This is a genomic window from Amycolatopsis sp. 2-15, from assembly GCF_030285625.1.
Lineage (GTDB): Bacteria > Actinomycetota > Actinomycetes > Mycobacteriales > Pseudonocardiaceae > Amycolatopsis > Amycolatopsis carbonis.
In genome coordinates this window covers 6888281-6900984 of the sequence record NZ_CP127294.1, presented here as the reverse complement: position 1 = coordinate 6900984, position 12704 = coordinate 6888281, and the positions used below count along the sequence as shown (strand labels likewise).

Genomic DNA, 12704 nt, shown 5'->3' with positions numbered 1-12704 from the left:
TGCGCGCGCCAGAATCGCGCGTTGTGATCGCGTCAGAAATGCATTCGGAGGCTTGCCGTAAATCTTGAAAACAGGTACTGGCGCGAATCATTCGGACAAAGTTCCCGAACATTCGGATCGAGGCACATCCATGGTTGAACCCGCCCAGAAAACCGCATCCGCGGGCACTTCGCCGAGAATGCGCAGATCGGTCGGTTTCTACGGCCTGATGTTCGTTTCGCTCGGCTCGATCATCGGCTCCGGCTGGCTGCTCGGCGCGCTCAAGGCGGCGAAGGTGGCGGGCCCCGCCTCGCTCGTGTCGTGGGTGCTCACCGCGATCATCATGGCGACACTCGCCCTGATCCACGCGGAGCTCGGCGCCGCCTACCCGGTCGCCGGGGGCACGGCCCGGTACCCCGCGCTCGCGTACGGAGTGCTCGGCGGGTTCGTCGGCGGCTGGGTGGCGTGGCTGCAGGCGGTGGCGCTGGCGCCGGTGGAGGTCGAGGCGAGTCTCGAGTACCTCGACAACATCACCTGGGTCAAAGAACACCTGAATCTGCTGAGTCCCTCGGGCACGCTCACCGCGAGCGGATTCGGCTGGGCGACGCTGCTCATGGCGATCTTCACGCTCATCAACCTCGTCGGCGTGAAACTGCTGTCGGAAAGCAATTCGGCCACGGTGATCTGGAAGACCGCGGTGCCGGTGCTGACCGTGGTCGTGCTGCTGTCGCTGCGGTTCCACCCGGGCAACTTCACCGCCGGCGGCGGCTTCGCCCCGCACGGCGCCCACGGCATCTTCGCGGCGCTGCCGGTCGGCGTGGTGTTCGCGTTGCAGGGCTTCGAGCAAGCCGTGCAGGTCGGCGGCGAGGCGCGCGACCCACAGAAGGACCTGTCGCGCGCGATTATCGTCGCGATGGTGATCGGCACGATCGTCTACCTGCTGCTGGAGGTCGCGTTCATCGGCGCGCTCGACCCGGCCGCGCTGCTCAAGGGCTGGGACAACCCGATCGCACAAGGCTCCTTCGGCCCGTACGCCACGCTGGCGACCCTCGCCGGCGCGGGCTGGCTGTCGTACGTCCTCTACGCCGACGCCTTCGTCTCCCCGGCGGGCACCGGCATGCTCTACCTCGGCACGTCGGCGCGCCTGTCCTACGCGATGGGCCGCGAGCGCACGCTGCCGAAGGGCCTCGGCAAGCTCAACGTGCGCGGGGTGCCGGTGTGGTCGATCGGGTTGTCGTTCGTGGTCGGCGAGATCGCGTTCCTGCCGTTCCCGAGCTGGCAGTCGCTGGTCAGCGTGATCACCTCGGCCACCGCGCTGATGTACGCGTTCGCCCCGGTCTCGATGATCGCGCTGCGCAAACGCGACCCGGACCGCCCGCGCCCGTACCGCGCGCCGATGCCGAAGGTGCTGGCGCCCGCGGGATTCGTGGCCGCGAACCTGATCATCTACTGGGGCGGCTTCGACATCACGTGGAAGATCATGATCGCCGTCGTGATCGGCTTCGGTCTGTTCCTGATCGCGCGCGCGACGAGCCCGAAGCTGGAACGCCTCCCGATCGACTGGAAGGCCGCGCAGTGGATCGCGCCGTGGCTCGCCGGCCACGTGCTCATCGGCTATCTAGGCCGCTACGGCGAGTCGGGCAACATCAGCGTCCTGCCGGAGTGGATCGACCTGCTGGTGGTGATCGCGTTCAGCCTGGCGGTGTTCTACTGGGCCGTGAACGTCGCCGTCGACAGCGGCAAGGTGAAGGCGGCGGTCGAACGGGAGGCGCTGGAGCTGGCTGTGCAGTGAGGTCGCGGGTGACCGGTTTCCCTTGCGGGAGACCGGTCACCGGCGCCGCCACGCCCCAGGCGTCGTTCCTACGCGGCGGCTGAACACCCGGGTGAGCGCGGCGTTGGACTCGTAACCCACCCGAGCCGCGATCTGCGCGACGCTCAGGTCGGTCTCGCGCAGGAGCCGCTTCGCCTGGTGCAGCCGCCACGACGTGAGGTAGCCCAGCGGGGTCTCGCCGACCACGGCGCGGAACGCCGCCGCGAACGCCGAGCGCGAAAGGCCGGCCTCATTGGCCAGCGCCTCGACCGTCCACGGGTGCGCGGGGTCGGCGTGCAGCGCGCGCGTGGCGGCCGCGAGGCGCGGGTCGCGCTGGGCGGCGAGCCAGCCCAGGTCGCCGCCCCCGATGTCGCAGAACGCGCGGATCGCCTGGACGAACAGCACGTCCGCGAGCCGGCTGGTCACGAGCCGGGAGCCGAGGCCCGCGCCGGCCTCCTCGCGGGCGAGCAGGTCGAACGTCGAACGCAGCTGCTCCCCGGCCTCGCCGTGCAGGTCGAGCAGGAACAGGGGCGGCAGCATCGCGAACAGCGGTTCGGCCGCGGTGGCGTCGAAGGAGAACCGGCCGGACACGATGTCGGTGCGCGCGCCGGTGCCGCCGTGCGTCGCGACGGTGCCTTCCGGTTCGGTGAACAGGGTTTCGCACTCGACGAGCTCCCGGCCGGGCTCGTCCTCGAGCGTGAACTGCGCACCGGCGCGGACGACGAAGCAGTCGCCCGGCGCGAGCCGGCGCGGTTCGCCCACGTGCTCGCCCGTGAGCACGCACGAACCGGAGGCGATCAGCACGAGGCGGGTGGTCTCGGGCGAGTGGAAGGCGATGCCCCACGGCGCACCGGCCTCGATCCGCACGTACCGGGACTGCTCGATCCGCATCGCGGTGAGCACGTCCTCCACGGGATCCACGCGGTCCTCCTGGACGATCGGACAACGATTGCGGACCCGAAGGTAACACTCGTCCGGCTCAGCGGTTCTAACGTGAGTCTCATGAAGATCACCGAACTGTTCGACCTGACCGGCAGGACCGCCCTCGTCACCGGGGCGAGCCGCGGGATCGGCGCCGCCGTGAGCCGGGTGCTGTCGGAAGCGGGCGCGCGCGTGGTGCTGGTCGGCCGGTCCGTCGAGACCCTGGCCGCGGTGGCGCGCGAGCTCCCCGGCGACGCCGACGTGGTCGCCGCCGACCTGGCACGCCCGGACGCCCCGGCCGAGATCCTCGCCGCCGCGGGCCCCGTCGACGTCCTCGTCAACAACGCCGGCAGCGGCACGGGCGCGGGTTTCGCCGACCGGCTGCAGCTCGCCGACGTCGACGAAGCCTGGGCGGTGTACCTGCGCGCCCCGATTGTGCTGGCCGGCCTCGCCGCCGCCGGCATGGCCGCTCGCGGCGGCGGCAGCGTCATCACCCTGTCGTCGGGCGCCGCCCACCGCGGGCTTCCCGGCTTGTCCGTCTACAGCGGACTTCGCGCCGGCGCTGAAGCCGCCACCCGCGCGCTGGCCGCCGAGTGGGGCTCCCGCGGCGTTCGTTTCAACGCCGTCAGTCCCGGTGCCGTCCGCACCACCCTCGGCGCCTGGATCGTCGACGACGACGCGGCGCGGGCGAAGTACCTGGAGACCGTGCCCCTGGGCCGGGTCGGTGAGCCGGCCGACGTCGCTGCCGCTGTGTTGTTCTTCGCTTCCCCCGCGTCGTCGTACATCACCGGCCAGACCCTCATCGTCGACGGCGGCTGGGTCACGACGGCGCCGTCACCGGTGGGCTGAACCGGATTCCCTCGGAGCCGTTTTTCGCCGGGAGCGCGATGCGGTGGGCGGACGCGCTGCGCGATGCCGGCGCCGGTTGAGCGCGATCCGCACCTGATCAACGCCAGCGCGCACCTCGTCGCCGTCGGAAAGGCTTGACCGGCAAGAAAATCGCTTGACCGCGTCACCAGACTCGCCGGTATGGGGTCGTGGGGGCGGTTGCAGCTGGTCGCGGTGTTCGGGTCGGCGGGGGAAGGCCTGGTGCTGTCGGCGATTCCGCTGCTGGCCGTGTCGATCACGACCGACCCGCGGGAGATTTCGCTGGTGACGGTGGCCGGGCAGGCGCCGTGGCTGGTGTTGTCGTTGTTCGCGGGTGTGGTGATCGACCGGGTGCGGCGGACGGCGGTGCTGGCGGGGGCGTACGCCGTGCTCACCGCGGCCGCCGTGGCGCTCGCCGTGGCCGGGTCGCTGCACGCGCTGAGCCTGCCGGTGGTGGCGGTGGTGGCGTTCGTGGTCACCACGGCGTCGGTGTTCGGCGACGGGGCCAGCGGCGCGCTCGTGCCGGACGTCGTGGGGCCCGACCGGCTGGCGGCGGCGAACGCGCGGCTGCAGGTGATCGACCGGGGGCTGGTGCAGTTCGTCGTCCCGCCGTTCACCGGGGTGCTGCTCGGGATCGGGGCGGGGCTCCCGGCGTGGGGCGCCACGGTGGCCGCGGTCGTGGCTTTCGCTCTGGTCCGGGGGATTCCGTCGCCGCCGCCGGTCAAGTCGCCGGCGCACCCGTTGCGGGACATCGGCGAAGGGCTGCGGTACCTGGTGGGCACGCCGCTGCTGCGGTCGATCACGATCACCGTCGCGCTCGGGTCGTTCGCGGCGAGCGCGAGCAACGCGATGCTCGTGCTCTTCGCGACGCAGGTGCTGCACCTCGGCCCCGTCGGCTACGGCGGGCTGATGGCGTGCCTGGCGGTCGGCTGGGTCGCGTCGTCGTTCGTGGTCGACCGGGTGGTGCAGCGGCTGGGCTACTCGTGGTCGATGCGGCTGGCGCAGAGCTGCGGGGTGGTGGCGCAGCTGGCGATCGCCGTGGTGCCGCCGTGGCCGCCGGTCGTGGGACTGGTGCTCGTGTTCCTCACGGCGACCACACTCGTGTGGAACGTCTGCTCCCAGTCCTCACGCCAGCGCTTCACGCCGTCGCCGCTGCTGGGCCGCGTGCTCACCAGCCACCGTGCTCTGGCGTGGGGCCTGACGCCGCTCGGCGCGCTCGCGGGCGGGTTCGTCGCCGCGCACGTGAGCCTGCGCGCGGTGTGGGTGATGAGCGCGCTGATCCAGCTGGCCGGCGCCGCGGTGGTGTGGTGGCAGCTCTCGCCCGCCGCCTTCCGCGACGCCGAGCTCGCTCAGGCCCGCTTGGGCAGCTTCCAGCCCGGCCGCGGGAAGTGACACGTGTACCCGTCGGGATAGCTCTGCAGGTAGTTCTGGTGCTCGGGCTCGGCCTCCCAGAAGTCACCGGCGGGGGTGACTTCGGTGACGACCTTGCCGGGCCAGAGGCCGGAGGCCTCGACGTCGGCGATGGTGTCTTCGGCGACCTTCTTCTGCTCGTCGTTGGTGTAGTAGATCGCGGAGCGGTAGCTCATCCCGATGTCGTTGCCCTGGCGGTTCTTCGTGGTCGGGTCGTGGACCTGGAAGAAGAACTCGAGCAGGTGGCGGAAGTCGGTCTGGGCGGGGTCGTAGAGGACCTCGATGGCCTCGGCGTGGGTGCCGTGGTTGCGGTAGGTGGCGTTGGGCGTGTCGCCGCCGCTGTAGCCGACGCGCGTGGACACGACCCCGGGCTGGTGGCGGAACAGCTCCTCCATACCCCAGAAGCACCCGCCGGCGAGGATCGCCTTTTCCGTGGTCATGGTTCGTCATCGTAGCCGCGTCGCAGCAGGCCGAGCACGAGCGCGAGCGGCGGCCACGCGTCCCGCCCTCGACGGGTGGCCGTGAACGACCTCAGCCGCACGTCCGGCCCGGTCAGCGGCAGCAGTGCCACCTCCGGTCGCGTCGGGCGCGCGACCGGCAGCAACCCGACGCCCGGCCCCGCGACGATCAGGTCCTCGACGAGGTCGAGGCTGTCGGCCAGGTGCGTGACGCGCGGGGTGAACCCGGCCATCGTCGCCAGCGTGCGCACCACGTCCTCGTCGGCGCGGTTGCGGGAGTTGCCGATCCAGTCGTGGTCGCGGAACGCCTCGAACACGGCCAGCGTGCCCTCGCCCGCCACGCGGTCCGCGTCCGTCGCCGGCACACCCAGCCCCCACGCGGCCGTCCACAGAGGACGGACGTCGAGCGACCGGTCGGTGGTCGCGGGCGCGAGGTCGTAGTCGTAGATCAGCGCCAGGTCGACGTCGTCGGTCAGCAACTGGGCCAGGGCTTCGGCGGGTTCGTACTCGCTGATCACCAGCCGCACCCGCGGATGCGTCCGCGCCAGCCGGTCGGCCGCCGGCAGCAGAGCGCGCCGGATCGCCGTCGCGAAACCCGCGACCCGTACGGTGCCCGCCGGCTCCGCGTGCGGGTCGAGGTCCGCCCGCGCGGCCTCCACGGCGGCCAGGATCGTCACGGCGTGCTCGGCCAGCCGCTGCCCGGCCGGGGTCAGGCGGACGCGGCGGCCGTCCGGTTCGAGCAGCGGCGCGCCCGTCTCCCGCGCCAGCGCGGAGATCTGCTGCGAGACCGTCGACGTGGTGGTGTCGAGCACATCAGCGACGGCGCGCATCGAGCCGAGCCGCGACAGCTCGAGGAGGAACTGCAGCCTGCGGGTGTCCATCTCGCCATTGTCCAGGATTCCTGGACGGTACGTTCACGATCGGCATGTGGACACGAACGGTGGGCATCGGTTCTGCTGGACGCGTGCTCTCCTCCTCCACCCGCACCGGGGCGGCGCTCGCCGTCGCCGCGATGCTCTGCGTGCAGCTCGGCCTGGCCCTGTCCGTCGGCCTGTTCGACCACGTCGGGCCCGAGGGCGCCGCGTGGCTGCGGCTCGCCTGGGCCGGGGTACTGGTGCTCGTGCTGGTCCGCCCGCGCCCGTCCTCGTTCAGCCGCTCGGCACTGCTCGCGTGCGTGGTGCTGGGCGTCGTCACCGCCGGCATGACGATGCTGTTCATGGCCGCCGTCGCGCGGCTGCCGCTGGGCACCGCGAGCGCACTGGAGTTCCTGGGCCCGCTCACGGTCGCGATCACGCGCGGGCGCGGCGGCAAGCGCCTGTGGCCCGTGCTCGCCGCCGTCGGCGTGCTGCTGCTGACCGAACCGTGGGAGGGCGGGGCGGACCTGGTCGGCGTCGGATACGCCCTCGCGTCGGCGGTCTGCTGGGCGACCTACATCCTGCTGACGCAACGCGTCGGCGACGAGGTGTCGGGCGTGCGCGGGCTCGCGGTGTCCATGCCGGTCGCCGCGATCGTGGCGACGCTCGTGCAGGGGCCGGCGGTGTTCGGGCACCTGTCGTGGGAGCTGCTGCTCGCGGGGCTCGGACTGGCGATCCTGCTGCCGGTGGTGCCGTTCAGCTTCGAGATGCTCGCGCTGCGGCGGCTCACGGCGTCGGCCTTCGGCACGCTCATGAGCCTCGAACCCGCCATCGCGATGACGATCGGGCTGCTCGTGCTCCACCAGGTGCCCGACCTCGCCGCGGCGGCGGGCGTGCTGTTCGTGGTGGTCGCGGGCGTCGGTGCCGAACGCACGGGCGCGCGGGAACGCGTTGCGGCGCCTTAGGTTCCGCCCAGACGCGCCCGGCGAGCCTGCAGGAAGGCACGTTCGGTGTCGTTGCCGACCAGGCTGATCGCCTCGTCGTAGGCGGCGACCGCTTCCGCCGTCCGGCCCAGCCGGGTGAACAGATCGGCGCGGGTCGCCGGCAGCAGGTGGTAGCCCGGCAGGTCCAGCTCGTCCACAGCGGCCAGCGCCGCCGCCGGACCGTGCACTTCGGCGACGGCGACCGCGCGGTTGAGCGCGACGACCGGCGTCGGGGAGTGCCGCAGGAGCTGGTCGTAGAGCGCCAGGACCTGCGTCCAGTCGGTGGCCGGCCCGTCCGTGTGCACGGCGTTGATGGCGGCCTGCAGCTGGTACGGGCCCGGCTGCCCCCGGCGCAGGCAGCGGCGCACCAGGTCGTGGCCCTCGGCGATCAGCTCGCGGTTCCACCGCGACCGGTCCTGGTCCGCGAGCACCACCAGCTCACCCGAGGGACCCACGCGCGCCGGGCGGCGCGCTTCGGTGAGCAGGAGCAGCGCCAGCAGCCCGAGCACCTCCGGCTCGTCCGGCATCAGCCCGGCCAGCGCCCGCGCCAGGCGGACGGCCTCGAGACACAGGTCCGTCCGCACCAGCTCACCGGACGTCGACGTGTAACCCTCGTTGAAAACCAGGTACAGCACGGTGAGCACGGGCGGCAGCCGGTCGGGCAGGTCGGACTCGCCGGGCACGCGGTAGGGGATGCCCGCGTCGCGGATCTTCTTCTTGGCGCGCACGATCCGCTGGGCGACGGTCGCCTCCGGCACGAGGTAGGCCCGCGCGATCTCCGGCACCTCCAGCCCGCCGAGCAGCCGCAAGGTGAGCGCGGTCTGAGCGAGCGGCGAGAGCGCCGGGTGGCAGCAGGTGAAGATCAGGCGGAGCTGGTCGTCGCGCACGGGTCCCACCTCCTCGGGCTCGTCGGGCTGGTTCAGCAGCAGCGCCTGTGCGTGGCGGGCGTCGCGAGTGGATTCGCGGCGCAGGCGGTCGATGGCGCGGTTGCGGGCCGTGGTCACGATCCACCCGCCGGGGTTGGGTGGCAGGGCGTCGGCCCACTTGGTGACGGCCACCGCGAACGCGTCCTGCACGGCCTCCTCGGCGAGGCCGATGTCGCCGAGCAGCCGCGTCAGCGTGGCCACGCAGGGGCCGTACTCCGCCCGGTAGACGCTGTCGAGGTCCACCGGCGCCTCAGCGCTGCGGGATTTCGCCGAACGGGCGCACCTCGATCGACTGCCCGCAGGCCAGCGCGCACTTCCCGGCCCACGCCAGTGCCTGGTCGAGGTCGTCGCACCGGATCACCCAGAACCCGCCGAGCTGTTCCTTCGTCTCGGTGAACGGGCCGTCGGTGACCGTGACCGTGCCGTCGCCCGGCCGCACGACCGTGGACGCGTGCGAAGGCTCCAGGCCGCCGACGAACACCCACACCCCGGCGGACTTCATGTCCTCGGTGACCTGGCCGGTCCGGGTCAGCATCGCCTCGAACTCTTCCTCGGGCTCCGGCTTGCTCTCGTCGAGCTGGACGGCGAGCAGGTACTGCTTCATGGTGGGTTCCTTCGCTCGGGCGACCGGTCCGTTGGCCGGTCCGTCACCCTGTCCACGAACCGGCTCGACGCCATTCGACACCACGAAGGGAAAAACGTCTCGCTTTTGCCGCTTTCCCGGCCCTACGCGTCGGCCAGCAGTTTCTCGCGCTTGCTCGCGTAGTGGATCGCCCACGCGGCGGCGCCGAACGCGAGGCCGGTGAGCGGGTTGCCCATCGCGATCTTGGCGACCGCGAGCCAGCCGGTGCGGTCCTGGTCGTAGAGGTACTGCTGCACCAGGAACCGCGACGCGAACACCAGCGTGGCCGTGGCCGTGGCCAGGTCGTAGCCCAGCCGCGAGCGCCGGTCGGCGAGCCAGGTCATCTTCTCGCTGTTGACCAGGCTCCACACCACGCCGACCAGCGGCCGGCGCACGACGATCGACACCGCCAGCACCACGAAACACGCGAGGCTGAACCAGATGTCGGACAGGAAGTAGCCCTTCGCCGAGCCCGTGAGGAACGCGATCAGCGACGTGATGGCCACCCCGACGAAACTCGACACCGCCGGCTGCAGCGGCTTCTTCATCACCACGGCCAGCACCACGAACACCACGCCCGACGCCACGGAGGTCACGATCCCCGGGATGAGCCCCGCGAAGGAGTTCACCACCACGAACACCAGCGACGGCAGCGACGACACGAGCAGGCCCACCAGCCCGCCCGTCCGCTCCCACGCTGTGCGCGGCCGTGGCTCGGAGGCGGACCCGGCGTCGTCCCGCCAGGCTTCGGTCTTCGTCCCAGGTCGCTCCACACCTTCGATTGAAACGGGCGGGAACTAGGCAAACTCCTGGCTTGGGCCCACGGCCGGGTGGTCCGGGTGGTCACCCTGCGTGGGCCGGGCTCGTGGTGAGTCGTCCCACACCCGCCGGGCCCGGCTGCCGCTCCCCGCAGGAAGGTGCCGCTTACCTGCGAGTGCGTACTTCTGGATCACTCCCGCGGTCCTTAGGCTGGGGGCATGCACGTGGAAATCTGGAGCGATGTCATCTGCCCGTGGTGTTACCTCGGGAAGGCGCGGTTCGAGGCGGCGCTGGCGGGGTTCGAGCACCGGGACGAGGTGGAGGTGACGTTCCGGTCGTTCGAGCTGGACCCGTCGCGCGACACGGTGGAGCCGTTGCAGAAGATGCTGACCGCGAGGTACGGGCCGCAGGCGGTGGAGATGGAGGAGCGCCTGGCCGGGCTCGTGGCGGAGGTCGGTCTCGGGTACCGGTCCGACCGGGAGATCGGCAACACCTTCGACGCGCACCGGCTCATGCACCTCGCGCGCGAGCGTGGGCTGGAGCGCGCCATGGTGGACGCGTTGTTCAAGGCCAACTTCGCCGAGGCGCGGCCGCTGTTCACCGGGGACACGCTGCTCGACGTGGCGGTGGAGGCGGGGCTGGACCGCGAAGATGCAAGCCGCGTGCTGGCCGATCCGGCGGTCTACGCGGACGCCGTGCGCGCGGAGGAGCGGGAAGCGGCGCAGCTCGGCGCGACCGGGGTGCCGTTCTTCGTACTGGACCGGCGCATCGGCGTCGCCGGCGGGCAGGCCACCGAGGTGTTCGCGCAGGCGCTCGAGCGCGCGTGGAGCGAGCGCGCCGCGTGACCGCGGTCCTCTGAGTCCACTGTGGACGGCGCGCTCAGCCGGACCAGCCGCTGAGCCGGTTGAGCAGCCGTTCCAGCACTTCCGGGTCGGCGGCGACCGGCGCGCCCGACACGGGCTCGTCCACGAGGGTGCGGCGTTCCTGGCGGCGCGGCAGGCGGACCTGGCCCGCGGTCAGGCCGCCGGGCAGCGGCATCTCGCACCACGTGAGGCGGCCGTTGCGCAGCGGCTCCACGCCGATCCGCTCGCCGGGTGCGGTGCGCGGCGGGTTCGGGCCGACCAGGTCGTCCTCGATCTCGACCACCAGCACCTCGCCGCGCAGCTGCAGGCGCACGGTGATGAACGCGGGGGCGGCGGTATTGCTCTGGTCCACGATGTCGCCGACGAGCCGCGACGTGGTGGCGGTGACCTGTTCCAGCATTGGCAGGAGCGACCAGTCCGACAGGATCAGGCGGACGAACAGCTCGGTGCACGGAACCGCACTGGGCTGAGCCACCAGCCGGAGATCGTCCACCTGGGTGGTGCGCGTGCTCAAGCCTCACCTTCCTCGTCGGCTCACTGCCGCCCTCCGCGGGCGGGACCGGTTGGGGCATCATGCCATCGACCTCTCGCCGGTTCGCGGCGGGAGGTCGATGTGCGTGTCCGCACGGTCACGCATCCGGATTCGCTGGGTGAACGCCCCAGGTCACAGCTTCGAGGTGCTTGGGCGAAGGGGGAGAAGCCGCGTGTTCCTTGTGATCGGCGATTGGTTCGTCTCGTGACCGGCCGCACCGGCGAGTTCTGCTCAGATGTCCTTTTCACCCAGGTCCCAGTACAGGCCTGTCATGATCGCGACGGCCTCGCGCGCCAGGGGAGCGAGCAGGTGCTCGTCGGGCGCGTGCTGCGCGCAGGCCGGATACGAGTGGGGGAGCCAGATCGTCGGCAGGTCCAGGACTTCGGCGAACGCGTCGTTGGGGATCGTGCCGCCGAGGTTGGGCAGCAGCACGGGCGCGCGGCCCGCGGTGCGGGCGAGGGAGCCGGCGGCCCAGCGCACCCAGGGGTGATCGGGATCGGTGCGCGTCGGTGGTCGGCTTTCGGTCACGGCGACGTCGACCATCGGGAAACCGTGCTCCGCCAAGTGGTTCCGCAGTGCCGGCTCGAGCCCGGCGAGGTTCGTGCCCACCACTGACCGCAGCTGCAGCGTCGCCTCGGCGCGGCCCGGGATGGCGTTCACCGGTGACGCGGGGGTGCCGGCGAGGAACGCCAGGACCTCCACGGTGTTCCAGCCGAACAGCCGTTCCGCCGGCGTGAGATCCGGCTCGCCCCAGTCCTCGTCGACGGCCGGGTCGTCCGCGCCGCCGCCGACCGGGACGGCCGCCAGCGCCTCCCGCACGGACGCCGGGATCGCCGGGGGACGCAGTCCGGGCACCAGGATCCGGCCCCGACCGTCCACAATCGACGCGATCGCGGTGGCCAGCGTGGTGGCGGCGTTGCGGAGCACACCACCCCAGTTGCCGGAGTGGTGGTCGCGCGGGCGCAGGTCCGCGGTGAGCGTGAACTGCGTGACGCCGCGCGAGCCGAGGAAAAGCGTGGGCAGGTCGGCGCGTACGCGCGGCCCGTCGGAGGCGATCAGCACGTCCGCGCGCAGCTCGTCCCGCAGCTCGCCGCACACCTCGACGAGGCCGGGGGACCCGCGTTCCTCGCCGGTCTCCACGAGCACGACGAGGTTGAACCCGAGCTGCCCGCGCGCCCGCAGCACCTCGCGCAGGGCGAAGAGATTGAGCGTGTGCTGGCCCTTGTTGTCGGCCGACCCGCGGCCGTACCAGCGCTCGCCCTCCGCGATCAGCGTCCACGGGTCGAGGCCTTCGCGCCAGCGGGGTGCTTCGCCGTTGACGACGTCGCCGTGGCCGTAGAGCAGCACCGTCGGCCGGTCGGCGGACTCGTGGCGGGTCGCCACCAGCAGCGGGCACTCGGGCGCCACGGGGTTCTCGGCGACGCGGGTGCGGCAGCCCAGGGCTTCCAGCGCCGGGGCGAGCTCGTCGGTGAGGTACGCGCGCAGCCGCGGGTGTCCGTCGGTGAGGTTGCTCTCGGTCCGGTAGGCCACGCGGCGGGCGAGCTCGGCGAAGAGCTCGCCGGAGTCGAACCGCGTCAGGGCCTGGTCGATCGTGTCCGCGCGCTGCATAGAGCACCTTCCGTCGGGGATGCCGGGGTCTGTTCTAGCACCCGGCCCCGACGAAAAAGGACTCAACCTTTTCGCGGTCCCGCTCGTCTGACCGGTCATGTACGCGCGCGAG

General features: G+C 71.9%; 13 protein-coding genes. 5 read left to right on the top strand and 8 right to left on the bottom strand.

Features of this window, described 5'->3' with window-relative positions; all coding sequences use genetic code 11:
- Nucleotides 1-178: 178 nt before the first annotated feature.
- Nucleotides 179-1771, top strand: coding sequence for an APC family permease (locus QRX50_RS34140; protein ID WP_285967230.1), 1593 nt, complete (start codon nucleotides 179-181; stop codon nucleotides 1769-1771).
- Nucleotides 1772-1807: 36 nt separating this feature from the next.
- Here QRX50_RS34140 and QRX50_RS34135 read toward each other — a convergent pair whose 3' ends face one another.
- Nucleotides 1808-2710: an AraC family transcriptional regulator gene (locus QRX50_RS34135; RefSeq protein ID WP_285967229.1), complete on the bottom strand. Its 903-nt coding sequence runs from the start codon at nucleotides 2708-2710 to the stop codon at nucleotides 1808-1810.
- 81 nt (nucleotides 2711-2791) lie between these two features.
- On the opposite strand from QRX50_RS34135, the gene QRX50_RS34130 reads away from it, so the two are divergent.
- Both QRX50_RS34130 and QRX50_RS34125 read left to right on the top strand, forming a co-directional pair.
- Nucleotides 2792-3559, top strand: a complete 768-nt coding sequence (locus QRX50_RS34130; protein ID WP_285967228.1) for an SDR family NAD(P)-dependent oxidoreductase — start codon at nucleotides 2792-2794, stop codon at nucleotides 3557-3559.
- A 180-nt stretch (nucleotides 3560-3739) separates the two neighbouring features.
- On the top strand, nucleotides 3740-4969 hold the full coding sequence (locus QRX50_RS34125) for an MFS transporter (RefSeq protein WP_285967227.1): 1230 nt from the start codon (nucleotides 3740-3742) through the stop codon (nucleotides 4967-4969).
- Here the strand turns inward: QRX50_RS34125 and msrA are convergent.
- Together msrA and QRX50_RS34115 are read right to left on the bottom strand one after the other, a co-directional pair.
- Entirely contained in the window at nucleotides 4927-5427 is a 501-nt protein-coding gene (gene msrA / locus QRX50_RS34120) for a peptide-methionine (S)-S-oxide reductase MsrA (RefSeq protein WP_285967226.1), read from the bottom strand. The genes QRX50_RS34125 and msrA overlap by 43 nt on opposite strands.
- Nucleotides 5424-6326 carry a LysR family transcriptional regulator gene (locus QRX50_RS34115; protein WP_285967225.1) on the bottom strand — a complete coding sequence of 301 codons (903 nt, stop codon included), beginning with the start codon at nucleotides 6324-6326 and terminating at the stop codon, nucleotides 5424-5426. Before QRX50_RS34115 ends, msrA begins: the two co-directional genes overlap by 4 nt.
- A gap of 44 nt (nucleotides 6327-6370) precedes the next feature.
- Here QRX50_RS34115 and QRX50_RS34110 point away from each other — a divergent pair, with 44 nt between their 5' ends.
- Complete coding sequence (locus QRX50_RS34110; RefSeq protein ID WP_285967224.1) at nucleotides 6371-7264, top strand: EamA family transporter; 894 nt, start codon at nucleotides 6371-6373, stop codon at nucleotides 7262-7264.
- Here the strand turns inward: QRX50_RS34110 and QRX50_RS34105 are convergent.
- The 3 genes from QRX50_RS34105 to QRX50_RS34095 all read right to left on the bottom strand — a co-directional run bounded on the left by QRX50_RS34105 (nucleotide 7261) and on the right by QRX50_RS34095 (nucleotide 9603).
- The gene (locus tag QRX50_RS34105) at nucleotides 7261-8451 is read right to left on the bottom strand and encodes an RNA polymerase sigma factor (protein ID WP_285967223.1); all 1191 of its coding nucleotides are present in this window, start codon (nucleotides 8449-8451) and stop codon (nucleotides 7261-7263) included. The genes QRX50_RS34110 and QRX50_RS34105 overlap by 4 nt on opposite strands.
- A gap of 7 nt (nucleotides 8452-8458) precedes the next feature.
- Nucleotides 8459-8812 carry a YciI family protein gene (locus QRX50_RS34100; RefSeq protein ID WP_285967222.1) on the bottom strand — a complete coding sequence of 118 codons (354 nt, stop codon included), beginning with the start codon at nucleotides 8810-8812 and terminating at the stop codon, nucleotides 8459-8461.
- A gap of 122 nt (nucleotides 8813-8934) precedes the next feature.
- Entirely contained in the window at nucleotides 8935-9603 is a 669-nt protein-coding gene (locus QRX50_RS34095) for a DUF3159 domain-containing protein (protein WP_285967221.1), read from the bottom strand.
- Nucleotides 9604-9807: 204 nt separating this feature from the next.
- Between QRX50_RS34095 and QRX50_RS34090 the strand changes: the two genes are divergently transcribed.
- Nucleotides 9808-10434 carry a DsbA family oxidoreductase gene (locus tag QRX50_RS34090; protein ID WP_285967220.1) on the top strand — a complete coding sequence of 209 codons (627 nt, stop codon included), beginning with the start codon at nucleotides 9808-9810 and terminating at the stop codon, nucleotides 10432-10434.
- 34 nt (nucleotides 10435-10468) lie between these two features.
- On the opposite strand, the gene QRX50_RS34085 is transcribed toward QRX50_RS34090, so the two are convergent.
- Entirely contained in the window at nucleotides 10469-10966 is a 498-nt protein-coding gene (locus tag QRX50_RS34085) for an ATP-binding protein (RefSeq protein WP_285967219.1), read from the bottom strand.
- 249 nt (nucleotides 10967-11215) lie between these two features.
- Complete coding sequence (locus QRX50_RS34080; protein WP_285967218.1) at nucleotides 11216-12592, bottom strand: M20 family metallopeptidase; 1377 nt, start codon at nucleotides 12590-12592, stop codon at nucleotides 11216-11218.
- Nucleotides 12593-12704: the final 112 nt, after the last annotated feature.